Below are 21,975 nucleotides of genomic sequence, written 5' to 3' on the forward strand. Positions count from 1 at the left end.
TCAGTACATCAGTCAGAAAGAAAAACAAAGGCGGAGTATATCACAGAGGTATGATATCTCCGCTTTCTGCATCACGCCTGCCGCTGTTCCTTTTTACTCACCCGGTACGCATTCCATGCCAGCAGGGCGCCGCACAGCATAGTGACGGCCAGTGCAGTTTTCGGCGGTAAGGGTGATGCGATAGCAACCAACGTCAGCACTGCGCCGCCCGCCATCTGCATAAACCCCACCAGTGCAGAGGCAACACCGGCGTTATCAGAATAAGGCTCCAGGGCATAGCTGGTTGCCGGTCCCATAATAAAGGCCAGCCCGGCACAGGCTGCGGCCACCGGCAGCATATAGATCAGCCAGTGATTCTGTATTTGTGCGGAGAACAGTACCGGGCTCAGTGCCAGCGCAATGCACCCCAACACCATCAGTACACCACCGGAAACCAGACAAACAGGCCGTCCGGCTCTGCGGATCACCCGGTTGGCGATCATACTGATCCCCATAATCCAAAATCCGTTAGCGCCGAACACAACCGAAAACTGTAACGGGCTGAGTGCCGCGTCGCCCATCAGTACCGCCGGAGCCAGGGAAACATACGTTAATACCATTCCCATTGTCCCGGCATTCACCAGGGAAAAGATCAAAAACCGCTTGCTGAACAACACAGAAACGAGGCTCTTCAGCGGGTTCTCTTTATGCTGAGCACTGCTTTCCGGCCGGGTTTCCGGCAGATATTTAGCCGTCAGAATCAGCAGAATAAAAGCATACAGCGCCAGGAAGCCAAAAGGCAGCCGCCAACCGTAATATTCCGCCATAATACCGCCCAGCAGCGGCGCCAGCGCCGGAACAATATTTAATGTCCCGTTTAAAAAGCCGAAAGCACGTGCCGCTTCGTTGCCGTTAAAGCAATCGCGGACACAGGTAAAAGCAACCACTGAGGTACAGCAGACACCCGCTCCCTGAATTAACCGGGAAGCGATAAACATCCCCGGAGTCACCGCAAAGGCAGCAGTCAGGGAACCGGCGATATACAATACCATGCCCACCATCGCCATCGGTCTGCGGCCGAATTTATCCACCAGGTGACCGGAAATCAGCTGACCTGCGCCTAATACAAGAATAAACAACGAGATAGTTGACTGAATCAATGACTCACTGCTGCCCAGGCCTTTTGCAATTGCCGGAATAGCCGGTAAATAAAGATCAATACCCAATGGTCCCAATAACACGATAACTAACAATAAAAGCAATAAATTCCGCATACCGTTAAATTTCACTCATCACCTGACGACAGCAAAAAATACACGTAATTGTTGTTTTTTACAACCATCACTTATAACTAAACCTGTGAATTAAAAGAAAAAACAATGCTGTATATTTCATTATATAGTGAAATTACAATCAACCTGGATTTTTTATTTAATGAAGGAATAGATTTCCGCCAATATTACTTATTTTATAAGTAAACAAAATAACACATATCAATACAATTACTGACAAATATTATCGCCTGATTTTATGTATTTTATGGAAATATTCAGATATTTTAACCTTTGTATTTTCTCATAATACCCTCAGAGAATTTAACAAACTATCTTCAGCCATATTGTAAGACAACAATCACACTTCCGGGTTGTCTGTCATTCCGCTAAAGCATGAAAAGGTAGTTAAATCACCCATTTTGAACTCAAAATCAGCATCAATATCTTTATATTAGGTATAATCCCGACTAAATATCAGAATATTCCGCTTACTCATCATTCGTGTAAGATGTTAAAAACCGGGTATTCTTTGTAACAACATGAAATCGCTGAGGTTATAGTGTTAATACGTAGTATTCTCGTCTTTATTGTTTATTATTTGTTGCTTTTTTGTATCTATTACATATTAAAAGGGTATCGATTATACTTTTTAAAGAAACTATTTGAGGAAATAAATACGTCAAGTTAAATTTTAACATTATTAATGACAACCGTTTATCTTCATAATTTATGACAATATATGATAAATATGAGTTGGCAATGTTTATTGGCGGCAAAATAAAATGTCAGCGACTGAAAAACTGTCTGACAGGTAAAGAGCTTTCAATAAAAATTAATATCTCACAACAGCAGTTATCCCGTTATGAAACGGGAGCAAGCTTAATTCCTCTGGATAAACTGTTAATGCTTGCAGACGTCCTGAATATTAGTGTTAGTTATTTTTTTGATGAAATGGGTTGTGATGAAGAATAAGTTTAATTTGACAAACATTAATATATTATTGTTTAACCAGACTGACAGATGATAATGAGTAATAAAACAGATAATAACCTGAACACCAGCATTAATGAGATGTACAAGCTTATCGGCGGGCAAATCCGCAAAATGCGCAGGATCACCGGAGTCACATCAACAGAACTGGGCAATCTGATTGGTGTATCACAACAGCAAATCTCCCGTTACGAAATCGGCAGCACAAAAATTTCACTGGAAATTATTCTGAGGATCTCCCAGGTCTTCGGCGTCTCCCCTTACTACTTTATAGAAGACAGTCTGCTGTTCTTTACCCGCCAGCACCTGCCGGATGATGATAACGTTATCCCCCGCAGTACCGACGCCGGTGTAAATACGGAGCCGGAGACCCGGCCACCGGAACACTGAGTGTGTGACAGCACCGCTGATGCGGTGCTGTCTGTTTATACCGGCTGAGTGGTTACATCCAGCCACTGTGCGTTTGTCAGTTCCGCCAGCCGCGCAGGTGTCAGCCGGACAGCGGAATTAGCCGACCCCGCCGCAGGTAATACCGTGTCATACTCACGGAGTGAATGATCCGCATAAACGGTCAGCGGTACCGGCAGCCCGAACGGACAGACTCCCCCGACCGGATGGCCGGTGAAATGCACCACTTCCTCTGCATTCAGCATTTTGGCCTTGCAGCCGAACTGTGTTTTGAATTTTTTATTATCCAGCCGGGCGTCCCCTGCCATCACAATCAGAATCGCGCTGTCATCCGTCAGCTTAAAAGAGAGTGTTTTGCAGATCTGACCGGGGCGGACACCATGAACTTCTGCTGCCTGAGTGACAGTGGCAGTCGGCTGTGTGGTCTCAATAATCGTAACATCCGGGGCATGCGTGCCGAACCAGGCACGAACCGTTTCGATACTCATTCAGGACTCCGTTTTATTATCATGTGCTTTTTATGTGTTTGCACCAACAGCTCACCATAATTTGCCCTGAATTGACAGCCCTTTTTTGACAAAATAGCGCGGATACCGGTTATTCTGCCGGAATTCATGTTAGAGTGGGCTGTTCATATATTTATTGATTAGCGGAAGGTGATGTCATGCAATCTGTTGATATTCAGACTTTATTAAAAAAAGCAGAAGTACTGTGTCTGTCACGCAGTGTGCGCATGACGTCTCAGCGAAAGTCGATTCTGCAGCTGATTGCCGGCCAGCCCGGAGCCATCAGTGCTTATGAGCTGCTGGATCTGCTGCGCGAAACCGAGCCGCAGGCAAAACCGCCGACAATCTACCGCGGTCTGGAATTTCTGCTGGAGCAGGGATTTATCCACAAAATTGAGTCCACCAACAGCTTTGTGATGTGTCCGCATTTTGATAAACCCAGCCATACTTCAGTACTGTTTATCTGCGATCGCTGTAACAGTGTGACAGAGCGGGACGGAGAAGCGATTGATTCACAAATCAGTCAGCTGGCGGACGCCGCACAATTTCATATCCGCCACAGTGTGATTGAGGCACACGGATACTGCCGCCCTTGTTATGATATTGAATCCTGCACCCGCAGAGATAAATGCCTGCATGACCATGAACATGACGAACCGCGTAAACGCGGACGCTGAAAAACAAAAACCACAGTGTCCGTCTCCGGCGTACTGTGGTTTTTAAGCGGATACCGTTTCAGGCGGCTGTCCCGGAAATCAGTGCCAGTCGTTATTACGGATCACACCCACTGCCAGACCTTCAACAGTAAAGTTCTGTTCCCGTAAATCCACCACGATCGGGCTGAATTCTTCGTTTTCAGCGTGCAGCTCAATCTTGCTGCCCACTTTCTTAAACCGTTTGACTGTCACTTCATCTTCGATACGGGCAACCACCACCTGGCCGTTATGCACGTCCTGGGTTTTATGCACCGCGAGTAAGTCACCGTCCATAATACCGATATCTTTCATTGACATACCATTTACCCGCAGCAGGAAATCTGCACTCGGTTTAAACAGCATCGGGTCAATCTGATAACGGCTTTCGATATGTTCCTGTGCTAATAAAGGCTCACCTGCGGCCACACGGCCTATTAGTGGTAAACCTTCATCCTCTTCTTCTTCCAGAAGCAGACGGATCCCCCGGGAGGCCCCGGAGACAATCTCAATGACGCCTTTACGCGCCAGGGCTTTCAGGTGCTCTTCCGCCGCATTCGGAGAGCGAAAACCCAGGCGTGCCGCAATTTCTGCACGCGTCGGTGGCATGCCCGTCTGCGAAATATGGTCACGAACAAGGTCATAAACCTGTTGCTGCCGTGCCGTCAGTGCTTTCATTTCGCCCCCTGTTTGTTTATACAGTCAGGCTGTGAGTATATACAGGTATTCCGGGATTGGGAACCATAACATGAGGAAAATACGTGTTACGCCGCAGGTTTCACAAAAAATCGTCTGTTAAAGACGCTGGAACCAGCTGATAAACAGCATAATCCAGACAAACAGCCCCAGTAATGCGGCGATAAATACTGCAGCAGACCCCATATCTTTGGCCCGGCCGGACAATTCATGATATTCCGTACCGATACGGTCAACCACGGCCTCAATCGCACTGTTGATAAGCTCAATCACCACCACCAGTACCACAGAACCAATCAGCAGCACCCGTTCAACGGCCGTAAAAGAGAAAGCAAAGGCAATAATGACGGCCGGGATCAGCGTCAGCAATTCCTGCCGGATAGCGGCTTCGTTTTTCCATGCCGCGATAAGTCCTTTCTTTGAATAACCTGCCGCTTTAATTAATCGTATAAATCCGGTATTTTTTTTCATTTCTGTCACTGTAAATAATCTGATTATCTGACTAATCGCCACTATTTTTCCGCGATTTTATTGCTGCCGCAACACAGATCTGGCTTCGCCTTTCTGGTATGCTGAACGCGAATTGTCAACAAGAGGCTTCATACATTTATGTCACTTTGGCGTAAAATATACTATAACGTATTGAATTTACCATTAAAACTATTGGTAAAAAGCAAGCCGATCCCGACGGATCCGGTCAATGAGCTGGGGCTGGATACACAACGTCCGACACTCTATGTTCTTCCTTATCACTCTAAGGCGGACCTGCTGACACTGCGCCGTCAGTGTCTCGCACAGGGCATGCCGGATCCGCTGGAAGATAATGTCATCGGTAATACCACATTGCCGGGTTATGTCTTTATTGATGACGGCCCGCGTGTGTTCCGTTATTACGCCCTGAATCCGCGTAAGGATTCCGTCCATATTTTCCACGCCTATCTGGATCTGCACCGCAATAATCCGGCGCTGGATATTCAGATGCTGCCGGTCTCTGTGATGTTCGGTCGTTCACCGGGCCGCGAGGGACACCACGGTGTGCCGCATCTGCGTCTGTTAAACGGGATCCAGAAATTTTTCGCCGTGCTCTGGCTGGGACGCGACAGTTTTGTCCGCTTCTCACAGCCGGTGTCCATGGGCGCAATGGCCTCTGAACACGGTACCGACACTATTATCGCTAATAAACTGGCCCGTGTCGCCCGTATTCACTTCTCGCGCCAGCGTATGGCCGCTATCGGCCCGAAACTGCCGGTGCGTCAGGAGCTGTTCAATAAGCTGCTGAAATCCAAAGCGATTGAAAAAGCTGTTGAGGACGAAGCGAAAGCTAAAAAAATCACCATTGAAAAAGCACGTCAGAATGCCGTTTCCATGATGAACGAAGTGGCTGCTAACTTCACCTATGACGCCCTGCGCGTGGCTGATCGCGTTCTCGGCTGGACCTGGAACCGCCTCTATCAGGGGCTGAATGTCCATAATGCGGAGCGGGTGCGCCAGCTGGCACAGGACGGCCATGAGATAGTGTATGTGCCCTGCCACCGCAGCCACATGGACTACCTGCTGCTCTCCTATGTGCTCTATCATCAGGGCCTGGTGCCGCCGCATATCGCCGCCGGGATTAACCTCAATTTCTGGCCGGCGGGACCGATTTTCCGCCGCCTCGGTGCTTTCTTTATCCGCCGCAGCTTCAAGGGCAACAAACTGTACTCCACCGTTTTCCGTGAATACCTGAGTGAGCTCTTCTCACGCGGTTATTCCATCGAGTACTTTGTCGAAGGCGGCCGTTCCCGTACCGGGCGTCTGCTGGAGCCAAAAACCGGCACATTATCGATGACGCTTCAGGCTATGCTGCGCGGTGACTCGCGACCTATCACCCTGGTGCCGGTCTATATCGGCTATGAGCATGTGATGGAAGTGGGTACTTACGCCAAAGAGCTGCGCGGTGCCACCAAGCAAAAAGAAGGTTTTATGCAGATGGTGCGCGGCCTGCGCAAACTGCGCAACCTCGGCCAGGGTTATGTGAACTTCGGGCAGCCGATTCCGCTGTCACAATACCTGACAAAACAGGTACCGGAATGGCGTGAGGCGATCGATCCTGTCGAGCCGCAGCGTCCGTCCTGGCTGACACCAACCGCCACATCTCTGGCTGATAACATTATGGTGAGCATCAATAATGCCGCCGCCGCGAATGCTATCAACCTGTGTACCACGGCTCTGCTGGCTTCCCGTCAGCGCGCACTGACCCGCGAACAGCTGATCGAACAGCTCGACTGCTATCTCCAGCTGCTGCGCAATGTGCCGTATTCCCCGGACAGCACCACCCCGGCGAAGAGTGCGGAAGAACTGCTGGAACACGCATTGCAGATGAACAAGTTCGAGGTTGAGAAAGACAGCCTAGGGGATATCATCATTCTGCCGCGTGAAAATGCGGTACTGATGACCTACTACCGGAATAACATTCTGCATATGCTGGTACTGCCGTCTCTGGTGACCAGTATCCTGATCCATCACCGCCGCGTCAGCACCGATACTCTGCGTGAACATGTCGGGATGATCTATCCGCTGCTGAAAGCCGAACTGTTTATGCGTTACAGTCAGGAAGAGCTGCCGGCGATCCTCGATACCATCATTGATGAACTGTGTCGTCAGCAATTAATCTGCCGCCGTGATGATAATATGCTGGTCATTAACCCGGCCCGTATCCGTCCGTTACAGCTGCTGGCAGCCGGGATCCGCGAGACATTACAGCGTTATGCGATCACCCTGTCGCTGCTGAATGCCACCCCGGAAATCAGCCGTTCGGCACTGGAAAAAGAGAGCCGGATGCTGGCACAGCGCCTGTCGGTTCTGCACGGTATCAACGCACCGGAATTCTTCGACAAAGCCGTGTTTGCCACCCTGGTCGGCACACTGCGTGAAGAAGGCTATATCAATGACAATGATGATGTGATTGAAGCCAACGCCGGAGAGTTCTACAACGTGCTGGCGGAGCTGATGTCACCGGAAGTCCGTCTGACTATCGAAAGTGTCAGCCTGGAGCCGGAAGAAGCTGTACCGGCAAAAAGTGACGACAGTAATCCGTCTGACTGACGCTGAGAACAAAAAAAGGAGACCGGATAACCAGTCTCCTTTTTTATTGCCGGTTATCTGCACTTACAGATAACTGACCAGCATGCCGAGAAACAGAATAAACCCGACATAGTTATTATTCATAAAGGCCTGAAAACACGGGTCGCGTTCGCGATCGGCCATCAGCCGCTGCTGATAGACAAATAACGCCCCGGCCAGCAGCAGGGACCAGTAGAAGATCCCGGACAGATTAACCATCAGCCCTATCCATAACAGCATCAGAATCATTACCAGCTGCAATATGCCGATAATCATCTTATCAAAGCGCCCGAACAGGATAGCCGTGGATTTCACGCCGATTTTCAGGTCGTCGTTGCGGTCCACCATCGCGTACTGAGTGTCATACACCACAGACCAGACAATATTGACCGCAAACAGCAGCCAGCACTCTGCCGGCAGCGATTCACTGACCGCCGCAAACGCCATCGGAATCGACCAGCCGAAAGCCGCGCCGAGCACCACCTGCGGCAGATGGCTGACCCGCTTCACAAACGGATACACCCAGGCCAGCGCCAGCCCGGCGACTGACAGCCAGATGGTCATCGTATTGAGCGTCAGTACCAGTCCGAATGACACCAGCACCAGTACCGCAAACAGAATTTTGGCTTCTTTTTCCGTGACATCACCGCGCGGCAGCGGACGGTTTTTGGTGCGTTCCACCGAGCCGTCAAATTTCCGGTCGGCGAAATCATTAATCACACAGCCGGCGGCTCGCATACTGAACACGCCAATGGTAAAGATGATCAGAATATGCCAGTCCGGGACACCCCGGGCCGCTATCCATAACGCCCAGTAGGTCGGCCAGAGCAGTAACAGTGAGCCAATCGGGCGGTCTGTCCGCATCAGACGGCTGTATGCCTGCCACTTGCTGCGTACCATGCTTCGTTCCACGTTATTCTTCTCCGAGATATTCACTTATGCGGGGTATGCCGGAGAGGCCGGCAGAAAAACTTCAGTCAGCAGCAGCGGTTTACCGGCCAGGCACAACCGCGAACAGCGGGCCCAGTGGGTTTCTGACAGCCCGAAGCGGATATAATCCCGCGTCAGACAACCGCTGGTAAAGAGATAGCGCCCGAGCGGCACATTTCCCATTTTCAGTAACTGCTGCTCTTCCCCTGTCAGCGTCTCCTCCGGTACCACTGTCCGGCCGGTCAGCCAGGGAACCCCGTCACCATATAACACCACCTCCCGTAACCAGTAGCGTGCACTGCCGGGCAGATGCATCTGCTCTTCTTCAGTCAGCGCTTCACGGGAGATATATTTTTCACAATACGGTTTTACCGTCACTTCATTGCAGTGCTGTTCAAAGCGCCGCGTCATTGACCCTAATTCTGATAACCAGTCCAGCACCCCGGCGGGGATCATTTCCGCATTATCAAACCAGCGGATGGGGGGTGTTATCACTGTTTGTGTCATGAATGTATCCGGTTATCAGGGGCATAATATGCGTTCTGATACACTTTAACAAAACCCGGCAGGAAATGAGCGCGTTACTGAAAATTTTTTGCTAAAAATAAAGCCGCTCTGCATTGTGCAGAGCGGCTTTGTTTATAAAACGCACGGTTAAAGTAAATTCAGCACTAACGCCAGTTTTTAAACCGGTTAATCAGGCCGTTGGTTGAGCTGTCGTGGCTCTCAACCGGCTTGTCACCCGCCAGTTCCGGCAGAATGCGGTTTGCCAGCTGTTTGCCCAGTTCGACGCCCCACTGATCAAACGTATAGATATTCATAATCACGCCCTGAACAAAAATCTTATGCTCATACATGGCGATCAGAGCCCCGAGGCTGAACGGAGTAATGGATTTCAGCAGGATGGAGTTGGTCGGGCGGTTACCCTCAAAGACTTTAAACGGCGCGACATAATCCATTTCAACCGGATTTTTGCCCTGTGCGGCAAACTCCGCATCCACCTGTTCACGGGTTTTGCCGAAGGCCAGTGCTTCGGTCTGCGCGAAGAAATTCGACAGCAGTTTACTGTGATGATCCCCCAGCGGATTATGGCTCTGAGCCGGTGCGATAAAATCACACGGGATCAGTTTGGTACCCTGATGGATCAGCTGATAAAACGCATGCTGCCCGTTGGTGCCGGGCTCACCCCAGATAACCGGACCGGTCTGATGAGAAACCACCTTACCGTTACGATCCACATATTTCCCGTTGGACTCCATATTGCCCTGCTGGAAATAGGCCGCAAAGCGGTGCATGTACTGATCATAAGGCAGAATTGCCTCTGTTTCCGCACCGAAGAAATTGTTGTACCACAGACCAATCAGCGCCAGCAGCACCGGAATATTCTGTGAGAATTCAGTTTCGGTGAAGTGCTTGTCCATGGCATACGCACCATCGAGCAACTGCGTGAAGTTGTCATAACCGACAGAGAGCACGATAGACAGACCAATCGCCGACCACAGGGAATAGCGCCCACCGACCCAGTCCCAGAACTCAAACATATTGGCGGTATCAATACCAAACTCAGCTACTGCATCCGCATTAGTGGACAGCGCGGCAAAGTGCTTCGCCACATGCGCCGGGTCTTTGGCCGCCGCCAGGAACCAGTCACGCGCGGAATGGGCGTTAGTCATGGTTTCCTGGGTGGTAAAAGTTTTGGAGGCGATCAGAAACAGTGTGGTTTCCGGATCCAGCGCTTTCAGGGTTTCGGCGATATGAGTACCGTCAACATTAGAGACAAAATGCATGCCCAGATGATTTTTATACGGACGCAGCGCCTCTGTCACCATATAAGGGCCGAGATCAGAGCCGCCGATACCGATATTCACCACATCGGTAATCGGCCTGCCGGTATAGCCTTTCCACTCCCCGCTGATGATCCGCTCACTGAACACGCGCATTTTTTCCAGCACGGCGCGAACCTCTGGCATCACATCCTGCCCGTCAGTCATCACCGGGGTATTGTCACGGTGGCGCAGCGCGGTGTGCAGAACCGCACGGTTTTCTGTCCGGTTGATCTTCTCACCGGAAAACATACTGCGGACAGCCCCACGCACATCACACTCTTCAGCCAGTGCCAGCAGCTTATCAAGCGTTTCCTGTGTGATACGGTTTTTGGAATAATCCACCAGCATTTCTTCGCCGAACGTGGCAGAAAAACGGCTGAACCGGTCGTTATCCTGCGCAAATAAGTCGCGGAGATGCACAGTTTTCATTGTGTCGTAATGCTGTTCCAGCGCCTTCCAGGCCGCAGTATCAGTGGGGTTAATATTTTTCATTGCAGCTCTCTTTTCATTGAAAACCAAAACTGAATCGTGTCAACAAAGTGTACTCTGTCCTGACGATAAAGGTGTTATGCATCTGTCATTCCGTGATATTGCTCAAAAAACAGAAACAAAACCAGCGCCGGAACCGAATATCGCAAAAAACGATAATTTGCCTGTCATTATGAAAGATATTGATTATCCGTTAATCAATATTGACTCATTCCGGCAATCCCGATAATTCTATCAGTGTAACACAGCTCACATTTTTCACTTTACGGGATAAGGGAATTCATTATGGCGTCAGTATCTTCCGCGCCTGCTCAGCAGGTCATCGCAAAATTCGGTGGTACCAGTGTGGCAAATTATGACGCCATGCAGAAAAGTGCCGGGGTCGTTCTGCAGACCCCCGGTGTGGCACTGGTGGTGTTATCCGCCTCCGCCGGGATCACCAATGCATTAATCGAATTAGCTCAGGGATGCCCGCGCGCGCAACGTGAAAAATGTCTGAAACAGGTTCGTGACACACAATATGAAATCCTGTCCCGTCTGCCGGAGAACACAGCGGTGCACAATGAGATTGACCGCCTGCTGGGCAATATCACCACCTTATCGGATGCAGCGGCACTGGCAACCTCCAGCGCTCTGGTGGATGAGATTGTCAGTCATGGTGAGATTATGTCGACGCTGCTGTTTACCGAAGTGCTCCGCGAGCAGGGCGCACAGGCTCAATGGTTTGATGTCCGTGAGGTCATGCAGACAGATGACTGCTTCGGCCGGGCTGAACCGGATACCGCTGTGCTGCGCACGCGCTGTGATCAGCTCCTTGCCCCGCGTCTGTCACAGGGCCCGGTTATCACCCAGGGATTTATCGGCCGCGAAGCCGCAGGGCGCACCACCACGCTCGGACGCGGCGGCAGTGATTACACTGCGGCACTGCTGGCGGAAGCGCTCGGCTGCCAGCGTGTGGATATCTGGACGGATGTGCCGGGGATCTACACCACGGATCCGCGCATTGTCCCGGATGCCTATCCGATTGATCATATTACCTTTGATGAAGCGACGGAAATGGCGAACTTCGGGGCGAAAATCCTGCATCCGGCCACTTTGCTGCCTGCCGTGCGCAGCGGAATCCCGGTGTTTGTCGGCTCCAGCAAAGAGAGCGGCGCGGGCGGCACACTGGTGTGTGATAATGACCCGAATCCGCCGCTGTTCCGCGCCCTGACATTACGCCGCCAGCAAACCCTGCTGACACTGCACAGCCTGAAAATGCTGCATGCGCGCGGCTTTCTGGCGGAAATCTTCACGATTCTCTCCCGCCATAATATTTCCGTGGATGTGATCACCACGTCAGAAGTCAGTATCGCCCTGACGCTGGATACCGTCGGTTCCACACACACTAACGGAACATTGCTCAGTGATGAGCTGACCGCCGAGTTGTCTGCACTGTGCCGTATTGAAGTGGAGCAGAATCTGGCACTGGTCGCGGTTATCGGTAATGAACTGACCCGTGCACACGGCTTGGGCAAAACGATTTTCAGCGCCCTTGAGCCGTTTAACATCCGCATGATCAGTTATGGTGCAAGCGGACACAACATGTGCCTGCTGGTTCCCGGCAATGATGCCGAAGATATCATCCGCGCCCTTCACCGCGATCTGTTCTGACCCCCGCCTTTTCAGATAAAAAAACGCCTGACGTGGTCAGCGTCAGGCGATTAATCACACGAAACAGAGATCAACATGAAACACAAGTGACGAGTATTGCCGATACATGCATACCGTATACTGTCCGCTGTATAACGATATTGAAGCTCCCAATATGAAGAAGAGTAAGACGATTACGGGAGGAAATATAAATAACAGTGAATTATTTATCGCTATTAATCATATCCCTCATGAAAAATTATACGGTAACCAGCCGACCTTTCCATTAATAAAACTCACATTTACACAAAACAATATAAATAATTTTTATCAATAACCATCAGAGTTATTTATACTGTTCTTAATTGCCAACTATGTATTACTGCTTCAATAATAATTAATTTTATTTACCAGTTTCGGAAGTAACAATTCATATCTGGTGTTATTCTTGCGTAACAAAAATTACTGAATCATCAGCAAACCTGATAACCGCCGTGTTCTGCCGCGAATAAATTAAACTCACGCCAGCCTCTCAGGGCATATTCCAGTGTTTTGTGACTGATTTTGCACAGTGATGCGATATTACTGACCACCATATTGTTATCTTCCAGCATGTGATCAGTCAGAACACCGGCAATAAGCAGGCATTCTTCCGGCATGATCCGCCAGGCATCCTGTGTGGCAAATTTATGGACAGGCACATACCCCTCTTTCGGGCTGCGCCGGCTCAGCAGCGCCAGTTCATCGGCTCTCGCCTGTTTAAAGGCGGCGATTTCATCCGGTGACGGTACCGGTTCCGGCAGTTGCTGCTGATATAAGAAGTGATAGACCTCTGACGCCCGGGCGGGTGTCAGCTCGCTTTTCAGCCAGATTCGGTTAAAACAGTCATCATCCAGCACATCATCGGTATCCAGGATATCCGTGATCTGCATGATATTCAGTGCAGCGTTGAGGATACTCTCATCCAATTCATAATAATGAGGCTGATCTGCTTTCGGCAGCGAATACGCGGGCAGGCACCCGGCAGGTAAAGCATCCTGAATATAGAAACGGTACATTGTCTCATCACTCCCTTTTATGGCTGAATCTGATATGCCCGGTCACGGCTGTTATCAGCCATAGTACGGGAAAATTACTTATCTATAAATGGGGATGAAAAAAACAATGACAAGAGCAGGCTGTCACATTGCGTGATAATTGAGAAAACGATTGAAAGGATCCCGGCCGGTTATCCTGTTTTATTTCAGATTATGGTGTGGTGTCCGGTGAAATATCCACAGGGAGTATGATTTCACAGACCACCGGGACAATGACATCTGCAGTTCTGTCAAAAGGTAAAGGCTCTCCGGGACGAAAACAGGTAACCTGAACGTTTTTTTCCTGCACCTCTGACGGCTGGCATAGCACAGGGCAGCCCGGTAACCGCTTTTTGCTGATGCACGTCGCGCCATCCAGCATGATGGCTCTGTGTTGCAGGGTCATAGTGCATGGCAGATCAGTCTCCGCCCGGCAGTTACCGGCGAATGCGCTGCATAATACAAAAGTGGCAGATATAATTAACGGCCTGAAAACGGGGAGTGTCATATCACCTCCCCGGCCCGGCCGTCAGCAATGATAAATACTGAATTCATACGGTTCTCCTTCTGTTCTGATAATGGCGTACAGTGATACAGCGGAATTCACTATACGCAGAACAGTACCCGGTGGTTAACGCAAACCGGGACAGGAGACTGACATGCGATAATACTCAGTCTTCCGGATCATACCCCAGGTTCGGGGCCAGCCAGCGCTCAAGCTCTTTCACCGGCATACCTTTGCGGGCGGCATAATCCTCAATCTGATCTCTCTGGATCTGAGCCACCGCAAAATAGCGGCTCTGCGGATGACTGAAATACCAGCCGGATACCGATGCCCCCGGCCACATAGCATAAGATTCCGTCAGCCGCATGCCGGTATGACTTTCAACATCCAGCAGTTCCCAGATTTTGCTTTTCTCCGTATGTTCCGGGCAGGCCGGATAGCCGGGTGCAGGGCGGATCCCCTGATAGTTTTCACGGATCAGCGAGTCATTATCCAGGTTTTCATCCGGACTGTAGCCCCAGATGGTTTTACGCACCTGCTCATGCAGATACTCCGCAAACCCTTCCGCCAGCCGGTCAGCGAGGGCTTTCACCATGATTTTATTGTAATCATCGTGTGCCGCATCAAACTGAGCTGCCAGTGTATCCTCCTCCAGCCCGCCGGTGACAGCAAAGGCTCCGAGATAATCCGGAATTCCCGGTGGCGCGACAAAATCCGCCAGGCAGGCATTCGGGAAATCATCTTTCTTCTGTGTCTGCTGGCGCAGATGACAACTGTATAACAGCACCTCTTCGCGGGATTCGTCACGGTAAACCGCGATATCATCGCCGATCCGGTTAGCCGGGAAGATCCCCGCCACGCCACGCGGTGTCAGTGCGCCGGTTCTGTCCAGCTCATCCAGCATCGCGTTTGCCTCTTTAAACAGGCGGCGGGCTTCTTCACCAACGACATCATCTTCCAGAATACGCGGGTATTTTCCGGCCAGCGACCAGGTCATAAAGAAAGGTGTCCAGTCAATATAACGGCGCAGTACCGAAATCGGTGCAGTGACGGTTTTCACGCCGGTAAATGCCGGGCGCGGCGGCGTATAATTATCCCAGTCCGCCGCAAACGCATTTGCCCGCGCCTGTGCGAGTGTCACCGGTGCTGAGCGCGGCTGACGGCGGGCATACTGGTCGCGGACAACCTCATATTCTTTACGGGTGCGGGCAACAAATTCATCCCGTTGTTTATCTGACAATAACGCCGCCACGACCCCGACCGTCCGTGAGGCATTCTGTACATAGGTTACCGGGCCGCTGTAATTCGGTTCAATTTTCACCGCCGTATGAGCTTTGGATGTGGTGGCACCGCCGATCAGCAGCGGCAGGGAAAATCCCTGACGCTCCATCTCTTTGGCTACATGTACCATTTCATCCAGTGACGGCGTGATAAGCCCGGACAGCCCGATAATATCGACTTTTTCCTCAATAGCCGTGCGGAGAATTGTTTCACAGGGCACCATCACCCCGAGATCGATAATTTCATAGTTATTACACTGCAATACCACGCCGACGATATTCTTGCCGATATCATGCACATCGCCTTTGACTGTCGCCAGCAGGACTTTCCCGGCACTGGAGCCGCTGGTTTTCGCTGCCTGAATATAAGGTTCCAGATACGCCACCGCCTGTTTCATTACCCGTGCGGATTTCACCACCTGCGGCAGGAACATTTTTCCCTCACTGAACAGATCACCGACCACATTCATGCCGTTCATCAGCGGGCCTTCGATCACTTCAATCGGGCTGTCAGCCCGCAGACGGGCAGCTTCAGTATCCTCAACAATAAATTCGGTGATCCCTTTCACCAGTGCATATTCCAGACGCTTTTCCACATCCCACCCGCGCCATTCCGCGAGCTGCGGCTGATCATTTTCCCCTTTGCTGCCGCGATATTCTTCTGCCAGCGCCAGCAGCCGGTCAGTGGCATCCTCGCGGCGGTTCAGGATCACATCTTCCACCGCATCACGCAGTGCAGCCGGTAAATCATCATAAATGGCCAGTTGCCCGGCATTCACAATCCCCATATCCATGCCGTTACGGATAGCGTAATAGAGGAAAACGGCGTGAATCGCTTCCCGTACCGGATCATTTCCGCGGAACGAGAAAGAGACGTTGGAGACCCCGCCGGAGATCAGTGCATGGGGCAGTGTCGCTTTGATATCCTTACAGGCTTCAATAAAATCAACGGCGTAATTGTTATGCTCAGGAATACCGGTTGCCACTGCAAAAATATTCGGGTCAAAAATAATATCTTCCGGCGGGAATCCCACCTGCTCAGTCAGAATGCGGTAAGCCCGCTGACAAATTTCTGTCTTGCGCTGCCGGGTATCCGCCTGGCCGGTTTCATCAAAGGCCATCACAATCACGGCAGCGCCGTAACGCAGCACTTTTTTGGCATGATCGATAAAGGCTGCCTCTCCCTCTTTCAGGGAAATCGAGTTCACAATGCCTTTACCCTGGATACATTTCAGCCCGGCCTCGATCACCTCCCATTTTGAGGAGTCGATCATAATCGGTACGCGGGCAATATCCGGCTCACCGGAAATCATATTCAGGAAACGCACCATGGCCGCCTGTGAATCCAGCATGCCCTCATCCATGTTGATATCAATAATCTGTGCGCCGTTCTCCACCTGGTTACGGGCAATATCCAATGCTTCCTGGTAATTACCTTCTTTAATCAGCCGCTTAAACCGTGCGGAGCCGGTGATATTGGTTCTCTCCCCCACGTTGACGAACAGGGAATTCTCATCGATGGTCAGCGGCTCCAGCCCCGCCAGACGGCAGGCCACAGGGCGATCAGGAATAACACGCGGCGGAATATCCGCTACCGCCTGCGCGATTGCACGGATATGGTCAGGCGTGGTGCCGCAGCAGCCACCAACAATATTCAGCAAACCGGACTGTGCCCACTCACTGATATAGCCCGCCATATTGGCGGCATCCAGGTCATAACCGCCGAACGCATTCGGCAGACCGGCATTCGGGTGAGTACTGACATAACAATCCGCGATACGGGACAGCTCCGCCACATACTGGCGCAGTTCAGCAGGCCCCAGCGCACAGTTCAGCCCGAAAGAGATCGGGCGGATGTGTCTCATGGAGTTATAAAAGGCTTCAGTTGTCTGACCGGTCAGTGTCCGGCCGGAGGCATCAGTGATCGTACCGGAAAGCATCACCGGCAATTTAATCCCCAGCGCCTCAAACTCGGTTTCAACAGCGTAAATCGCCGCCTTGGCATTCAGGGTATCGAAGATTGTTTCGATCATAATGATATCAGCCCCGCCGCGGACCAGTGCCCGCACAGAGCTGCGGTATGCCTCAACCAGCGCATCATAGGATACATTGCGGTAAGCCGGATCATTCACATCGGGGGAGATTGACGCCGTCCGGTTGGTCGGCCCCAGAATCCCGGCCACATAGCGGGGTTTCTCCGGCGTTTTGCGCGTCCATTCATCGGCACATTCCCGCGCCAGTTTCGCGGCAGCTTCATTGATTTCATCAGACAGGGACTCCATCTGATAATCCGCCATGGAAATAACCGTGGAGTTAAAACTGTTGGTTTCAATAATATCCGCGCCGGCTCCCAGATAGGCGTGATGGATCTCGCGGATAATATCCGGCTGCGTAATGGATAACAGATCGTTATTTCCTTTCAGATCCACCGGCCAGTCAGCAAAACGCTCACCGCGGTATTCCTTTTCGTTCAGTGCATAGCGCTGGATCATTGTTCCCATCGCACCATCAAGAATCAGGATCCGTTGATTAAGCGATTTTTTTAATACACTGAATTTATTATCCATTTATCTGACTCCGCTCTGCAATGCCCGTTTAAATAGCCGTCTGAACGTCTATACTACCACAACTTTCCCTGAGTGCATTAACGTGCAACCTGAGCGTTTTTCATGTTGCTGTGATCCGCAGAGGTACTCAACCCTCTTTTTCTGATTATTCGATCCGCGCCGAAAGCTTTCTCGTTTCAGCTAAATTTGAGGTGGATCATATTCAGGAAAGAGAATTGCTCATAAAAGTTGCAATCCGTTGCTGATCTATGCCAATGTTACCGGTAACAAACGAATTAATGATACTGCAGCAGGCAGATAATCAGCACGGAGCCATGACTATGACACATTCTGCGTACCCGCCGGTTCATCCGCGACTTTCAGAAATTACCGCCCGTATTACGGCGCGTTCCCGTGTATCCCGTGCCCGGTATCTGGAAAAAATCAGCGCCGCACGCAGTAAAACCGTTCATCGTGCCCAGCTTGCCTGCGGTAACCTGGCGCATGGCTTTGCCGCCTGCCAGCCGGATGAGAAACAACAGTTACGCAATATGGCGCATAATGATATTGCAATCATCACTGCTTACAATGACATGTTGTCGGCACATAAGCCGTATGAATTTTATCCGGCACAAATTAAAGCTGCACTGCACAGCGTGGGTGCCATCGGCCAGGTTGCCGGCGGGGTTCCCGCCATGTGTGACGGCGTGACCCAGGGGCAGGATGGTATGGAGCTGTCCCTGCTGAGCCGTGATGTGATTGCCATGTCTGCCGCTGTCGGGCTTTCCCACAATATGTTTGACGGCGCACTTTACCTCGGGATCTGCGATAAAATCGTCCCGGGGATGATGATGGCGGCACTCTCTTTCGGGCATCTGCCGTCCGTATTTATTCCGGCGGGTCCTATGACCAGCGGTCTGCCGAATAAAGAAAAAGTACATGTCCGTCAGTTATTTGCTGAAGGAAAAGTTGATCGCCGGGCACTGCTGGATGCAGAAGCGGCCTCTTATCATTCAGCCGGAACCTGTACCTTTTACGGCACCGCCAATTCCAATCAGATGGTGATGGAAATCATGGGGCTGCATCTGCCGGGCGCGTCCTTTGTTCATCCTGATACCCCGCTGCGTACCGTACTGACGGATGCCGCTGCCCGCCAGGTTGTCCGCTTTACTGAAAACAGCGGCAATTATCTGCCGGTCGGGCAACTGGTGGATGAAAAAGTCATCGTTAACGGCATAGTCGGTTTGCTGGCAACAGGGGGTTCCACCAATCTGACCATGCACCTTATCGCAATGGCCGCTGCAGCCGGGATCATCATCAACTGGGATGATTTTTCTGAGCTGTCGGACATTATCCCGCTGCTCAGCCGGATCTACCCGAATGGCCCGGCAGATATCAACCAGTTCCATGCCGCAGGCGGGTTACAGCTGATTATCCGTGAGCTGCTCAGCCTGGGGCTGCTGCATGAAGATGTTCATACTGTCGCCGGTTTCGGCTTATCCCGTTATACACAGGAGCCGTGGCTGGATAACGGTGAATTGAAATGGCGGGAAGGCGCGCTCAGCTCGCTTGATGACAGTGTGATTGCATCCGGAAATACACCGTTTTCGTCTCACGGCGGCACCAAAGTACTGACTGGAAATCTCGGACGTGCGGTGATGAAAACCTCAGCTGTTCCTGCCGATAACCAGATTATTGAAGCCCCGGCCATCGTGTTTAACAGCCAGCATGATATTGTGCCCGCGTTTGAGGCCGGAAAACTGAACAAAGATTGTGTTGTGGTAGTGCGTTTCCAGGGGCCGCAGGCCAACGGGATGCCGGAACTGCACAAACTGATGCCGCCGCTGGGCGTGCTGATGGATAAAGGCTACCGGGTGGCCCTGGTCACCGACGGCCGTTTGTCCGGTGCATCCGGCAAAGTGCCTTCCGCTATTCACGTTACCCCGGAAGCGTATACCGGCGGGCTGCTGACCAAAGTCCGCGACGGCGATATGATCCGGGTGAACGGGCAGACCGGCGAGCTGATGCTGCTTGTTGATGAGGCTGTTCTGGCAGAACGTGAAAGTGTCATTCCTGACCTCAGCGCAGAGCGGGACGGCTCAGGCCGTGAATTATTCAGTGCATTACGCACGCAACTCTCAGGTGCGGAAGAAGGCGCCTGCTGTATCCGTTTTTATAAAAGTGAGAATGACGATGAATGATCAGATGTTAAGTGCGCAATCCGTTTTAAATGCAGGACCGGTTGTGCCTGTCATTGTTATCCGTGAGCTGCATCAGGCAGTACCGCTGGCCCGTGCACTGGTCGCAGGCGGGATCCGCGTTCTGGAAGTCACACTGCGTACAGAGTGTGCAATTGAAGCTATCCGCGCCATTGCGGAAGAAGTGCCGGAAGCGATTGTCGGTGCGGGTACCGTGATTAATCCGGAGCAACTGAAAGCCGTCACTGACGCCGGTGCACAGTTTGCTATCAGCCCCGGTCTGACAGAATCTCTGTTACAGGCAGCCGATCAGGGCTCCATTCCGCTGATCCCGGGGATCGCCACCGTTTCCGAGCTGATGGCTGGTATAGCTTACGGACTGAAAAATTTTAAATTCTTCCCGGCAGAAGCAAACGGTGGAGTGAAAGCGCTGAAAGCTATCTCCGGCCCTTTCCCGGATATCCGTTTCTGCCCGACCGGCGGGATCTCCCTGAATAACTACCGGGATTATCTCGCGCTCAGCAGTGTGGCCTGTGTCGGCGGCTCATGGCTGGTGCCGGAAGATGCACTCTGTGGCGGAGACTATGATCGTATTACTGCACTAGCGGCGCAAGCTGTGGCCGGTGCCGCTGCATAAGACATCGTGAATTAAGTCTGCCTTTTGCCACCGTTCGCGGTGGCTTTTTTTATCAGTCCGCCGTCGGATTCATCACACTCAGGTCATACGGTGTTATCTGATAAACACAATAATTCAGCCAGTTAGCATAAAGCAGATGACCATGTCCGCGCCAGCTGGATACCGGTGTTTTCGACGGGTCGTTATCCGGAAAATAGTTCACCGGGATAGCAGGATCCAGCCCCGCATCCGAGTCACGCTGATATTCTCCCGCCAATGTATCCGCGTCATATTCCGCATGGCCGGTCACATAGACCTGACGCTTGTCTTTACTGGCAAACAGATAGGCTCCGGCTTCTTCAGAAGCGGCCAGGATATCAAGATCGGTGTTTTCACGGATCATCGCTTCAGGAAATGCCGCATAGCGGGAGTGAGGCGCAGAAAACTGCCCGTCAAACCCCCTGGTCAGCAGCGCATGCGGCATAAGTGTAGTGTGGGTATACACCCCGGAGATTTTTTCCGGCAGCGTTTGTTTCGGGATATTGTAAAGCGTGTTCAGCCCCGCCTGTACCGCCCAGCAGACAAAAAGTGTTGATGTAACATGTGTCTGTGACCAGCGGATAATCTCATCCAGTTCCGGCCAGTAATCCACATCCTGAAATTCAACCAGACCGAGTGGTGCACCGGTGATCACCAGACCATCAAAATTCTGTTCTTTTATATCATCAAAGTCACAATAAAAGGCATCCAGATGCGCCTTGGGTGTGTTCTTTGATTCATGGTGACTGATACGCAGCAGTTGAATATCAACCTGAAGCGGTGTGTTGGAGAGCAGACGCAGAAATTGCAGTTCTGTTTCAATCTTCTTAGGCATCAGATTTAAAAACAGCACTTTCAGTGGCCGTATATCCTGAAATTGTGCCCGTGATGATGTCATCACAAAGATATTTTCATCACGCAGATCAGTGACAGCAGGAAGTTCATCAGGGATACGGATTGGCATAGCGGCGGGCTCTCCTTGTTATTTTAGACATCCGGACATCCAAAACTAACGAAAAAGAGAGGTTCTGTCGAGGAAAAAACAGCAAGGTGAATTTATTTCATACAAAAAACAAAACCCCGATAGTTTCCTATCGGGGTTAATGTTTGTTGGCGGAACGGACGGGACTCGAACCCGCGACCCCCTGCGTGACAGGCAGGTATTCTAACCAACTGAACTACCGCTCCGCG

Annotated in this window: 17 protein-coding genes and 1 tRNA gene; 7 read left to right on the forward strand and 11 right to left on the reverse strand. The window is 51.2% G+C overall.

Annotated features, from left to right (window positions below; all coding sequences use genetic code 11):
- Window positions 1-71 precede the first annotated feature (71 nt).
- Window positions 72-1,253 (reverse strand): multidrug effflux MFS transporter, encoded by a 1,182-nt coding sequence (locus X965_RS16480; protein ID WP_036418970.1) that lies wholly within the window; start codon window positions 1,251-1,253, stop codon window positions 72-74.
- A 759-nt stretch (window positions 1,254-2,012) separates the two neighbouring features.
- Between X965_RS16480 and X965_RS16485 the strand changes: the two genes are divergently transcribed.
- Window positions 2,013-2,225 carry a helix-turn-helix domain-containing protein gene (locus tag X965_RS16485; RefSeq protein ID WP_004241538.1) on the forward strand — a complete coding sequence of 71 codons (213 nt, stop codon included), beginning with the start codon at window positions 2,013-2,015 and terminating at the stop codon, window positions 2,223-2,225.
- 54 nt (window positions 2,226-2,279) lie between these two features.
- Window positions 2,280-2,633: a helix-turn-helix domain-containing protein gene (locus X965_RS16490; protein WP_004241537.1), complete on the forward strand. Its 354-nt coding sequence runs from the start codon at window positions 2,280-2,282 to the stop codon at window positions 2,631-2,633.
- 35 nt (window positions 2,634-2,668) lie between these two features.
- Here X965_RS16490 and X965_RS16495 read toward each other — a convergent pair whose 3' ends face one another.
- Window positions 2,669-3,139, reverse strand: coding sequence for a YbaK/EbsC family protein (locus X965_RS16495; RefSeq protein WP_004238268.1), 471 nt, complete (start codon window positions 3,137-3,139; stop codon window positions 2,669-2,671).
- Between the two features lie 176 nt (window positions 3,140-3,315).
- Between X965_RS16495 and zur the strand changes: the two genes are divergently transcribed.
- The gene (gene zur, locus X965_RS16500; protein ID WP_036418954.1) at window positions 3,316-3,834 is read left to right on the forward strand and encodes a zinc uptake transcriptional repressor Zur; all 519 of its coding nucleotides are present in this window, start codon (window positions 3,316-3,318) and stop codon (window positions 3,832-3,834) included.
- A 78-nt stretch (window positions 3,835-3,912) separates the two neighbouring features.
- Here zur and lexA read toward each other — a convergent pair whose 3' ends face one another.
- Both lexA and X965_RS16510 read right to left on the reverse strand, forming a co-directional pair.
- Window positions 3,913-4,527, reverse strand: a complete 615-nt coding sequence (gene lexA / locus X965_RS16505) for a transcriptional repressor LexA (RefSeq protein ID WP_004238270.1) — start codon at window positions 4,525-4,527, stop codon at window positions 3,913-3,915.
- A 117-nt stretch (window positions 4,528-4,644) separates the two neighbouring features.
- On the reverse strand, window positions 4,645-5,016 hold the full coding sequence (locus X965_RS16510) for a diacylglycerol kinase (RefSeq protein ID WP_036418973.1): 372 nt from the start codon (window positions 5,014-5,016) through the stop codon (window positions 4,645-4,647).
- Between the two features lie 138 nt (window positions 5,017-5,154).
- On the opposite strand from X965_RS16510, the gene plsB reads away from it, so the two are divergent.
- Window positions 5,155-7,629, forward strand: coding sequence for a glycerol-3-phosphate 1-O-acyltransferase PlsB (plsB, locus tag X965_RS16515; RefSeq protein ID WP_015422417.1), 2,475 nt, complete (start codon window positions 5,155-5,157; stop codon window positions 7,627-7,629).
- 63 nt (window positions 7,630-7,692) lie between these two features.
- Here plsB and ubiA read toward each other — a convergent pair whose 3' ends face one another.
- The 3 genes from ubiA to pgi form a co-directional block, all read right to left on the reverse strand.
- Window positions 7,693-8,547, reverse strand: a complete 855-nt coding sequence (gene ubiA / locus X965_RS16520; RefSeq protein ID WP_004238273.1) for a 4-hydroxybenzoate octaprenyltransferase — start codon at window positions 8,545-8,547, stop codon at window positions 7,693-7,695.
- Window positions 8,548-8,583: 36 nt separating this feature from the next.
- A complete protein-coding gene (gene ubiC, locus X965_RS16525) occupies window positions 8,584-9,084 on the reverse strand; it encodes a chorismate lyase (RefSeq protein ID WP_004241531.1) in 501 nt (166 codons plus the stop codon).
- Window positions 9,085-9,248: 164 nt separating this feature from the next.
- Window positions 9,249-10,895: a glucose-6-phosphate isomerase gene (gene pgi / locus X965_RS16530; RefSeq protein WP_036418957.1), complete on the reverse strand. Its 1,647-nt coding sequence runs from the start codon at window positions 10,893-10,895 to the stop codon at window positions 9,249-9,251.
- 282 nt (window positions 10,896-11,177) lie between these two features.
- Here pgi and lysC point away from each other — a divergent pair, with 282 nt between their 5' ends.
- Window positions 11,178-12,545, forward strand: a complete 1,368-nt coding sequence (lysC, locus tag X965_RS16535; protein ID WP_036418961.1) for a lysine-sensitive aspartokinase 3 — start codon at window positions 11,178-11,180, stop codon at window positions 12,543-12,545.
- A gap of 452 nt (window positions 12,546-12,997) precedes the next feature.
- Here lysC and X965_RS16540 read toward each other — a convergent pair whose 3' ends face one another.
- Both X965_RS16540 and metH read right to left on the reverse strand, forming a co-directional pair.
- Window positions 12,998-13,582, reverse strand: a complete 585-nt coding sequence (locus tag X965_RS16540) for a hypothetical protein (protein WP_004238280.1) — start codon at window positions 13,580-13,582, stop codon at window positions 12,998-13,000.
- Window positions 13,583-14,271: 689 nt separating this feature from the next.
- Window positions 14,272-17,952 (reverse strand): methionine synthase, encoded by a 3,681-nt coding sequence (gene metH, locus X965_RS16550; protein WP_036418967.1) that lies wholly within the window; start codon window positions 17,950-17,952, stop codon window positions 14,272-14,274.
- Window positions 17,953-18,266: 314 nt separating this feature from the next.
- Here metH and edd point away from each other — a divergent pair, with 314 nt between their 5' ends.
- Window positions 18,267-20,132, forward strand: coding sequence for a phosphogluconate dehydratase (gene edd, locus X965_RS16555; RefSeq protein WP_048884211.1), 1,866 nt, complete (start codon window positions 18,267-18,269; stop codon window positions 20,130-20,132).
- Complete coding sequence (locus X965_RS16560; protein WP_004238284.1) at window positions 20,125-20,766, forward strand: bifunctional 4-hydroxy-2-oxoglutarate aldolase/2-dehydro-3-deoxy-phosphogluconate aldolase; 642 nt, start codon at window positions 20,125-20,127, stop codon at window positions 20,764-20,766. Before edd ends, X965_RS16560 begins: the two co-directional genes overlap by 8 nt.
- A gap of 52 nt (window positions 20,767-20,818) precedes the next feature.
- On the opposite strand, the gene metA is transcribed toward X965_RS16560, so the two are convergent.
- Complete coding sequence (gene metA, locus X965_RS16565; protein ID WP_004238285.1) at window positions 20,819-21,748, reverse strand: homoserine O-succinyltransferase; 930 nt, start codon at window positions 21,746-21,748, stop codon at window positions 20,819-20,821.
- Between the two features lie 147 nt (window positions 21,749-21,895).
- Window positions 21,896-21,972, reverse strand: a tRNA-Asp gene (locus X965_RS16570).
- Window positions 21,973-21,975 lie beyond the last annotated feature (3 nt).

Origin of the sequence: Morganella sp. EGD-HP17, from assembly GCF_000512315.2 — a bacterium.
In the GTDB taxonomy this organism is placed as follows: domain Bacteria; phylum Pseudomonadota; class Gammaproteobacteria; order Enterobacterales; family Enterobacteriaceae; genus Morganella; species Morganella morganii.

Excerpts from the sequence above, each read along its gene's own strand:
- X965_RS16480 (WP_036418970.1), bottom strand. The coding sequence starts at position 1,253 with ATGCGGAATTTATTGCTTTTATTGTTAGTTATCGTGTTATTGGGACCA.
- X965_RS16485 (WP_004241538.1), top strand. The coding sequence starts at position 2,013 with ATGTTTATTGGCGGCAAAATAAAATGTCAGCGACTGAAAAACTGTCTG.
- X965_RS16490 (WP_004241537.1), top strand. The coding sequence starts at position 2,280 with ATGAGTAATAAAACAGATAATAACCTGAACACCAGCATTAATGAGATG.
- X965_RS16495 (WP_004238268.1), bottom strand. The coding sequence starts at position 3,139 with ATGAGTATCGAAACGGTTCGTGCCTGGTTCGGCACGCATGCCCCGGAT.
- zur (WP_036418954.1), top strand. The coding sequence starts at position 3,316 with ATGCAATCTGTTGATATTCAGACTTTATTAAAAAAAGCAGAAGTACTG.
- lexA (WP_004238270.1), bottom strand. The coding sequence starts at position 4,527 with ATGAAAGCACTGACGGCACGGCAGCAACAGGTTTATGACCTTGTTCGT.
- X965_RS16510 (WP_036418973.1), bottom strand. The coding sequence starts at position 5,016 with ATGAAAAAAAATACCGGATTTATACGATTAATTAAAGCGGCAGGTTAT.
- plsB (WP_015422417.1), top strand. The coding sequence starts at position 5,155 with ATGTCACTTTGGCGTAAAATATACTATAACGTATTGAATTTACCATTA.
- ubiA (WP_004238273.1), bottom strand. The coding sequence starts at position 8,547 with ATGGTACGCAGCAAGTGGCAGGCATACAGCCGTCTGATGCGGACAGAC.
- ubiC (WP_004241531.1), bottom strand. The coding sequence starts at position 9,084 with ATGACACAAACAGTGATAACACCCCCCATCCGCTGGTTTGATAATGCG.
- pgi (WP_036418957.1), bottom strand. The coding sequence starts at position 10,895 with ATGAAAAATATTAACCCCACTGATACTGCGGCCTGGAAGGCGCTGGAA.
- lysC (WP_036418961.1), top strand. The coding sequence starts at position 11,178 with ATGGCGTCAGTATCTTCCGCGCCTGCTCAGCAGGTCATCGCAAAATTC.
- X965_RS16540 (WP_004238280.1), bottom strand. The coding sequence starts at position 13,582 with ATGTACCGTTTCTATATTCAGGATGCTTTACCTGCCGGGTGCCTGCCC.
- metH (WP_036418967.1), bottom strand. The coding sequence starts at position 17,952 with ATGGATAATAAATTCAGTGTATTAAAAAAATCGCTTAATCAACGGATC.
- edd (WP_048884211.1), top strand. The coding sequence starts at position 18,267 with ATGACTATGACACATTCTGCGTACCCGCCGGTTCATCCGCGACTTTCA.
- X965_RS16560 (WP_004238284.1), top strand. The coding sequence starts at position 20,125 with ATGAATGATCAGATGTTAAGTGCGCAATCCGTTTTAAATGCAGGACCG.
- metA (WP_004238285.1), bottom strand. The coding sequence starts at position 21,748 with ATGCCAATCCGTATCCCTGATGAACTTCCTGCTGTCACTGATCTGCGT.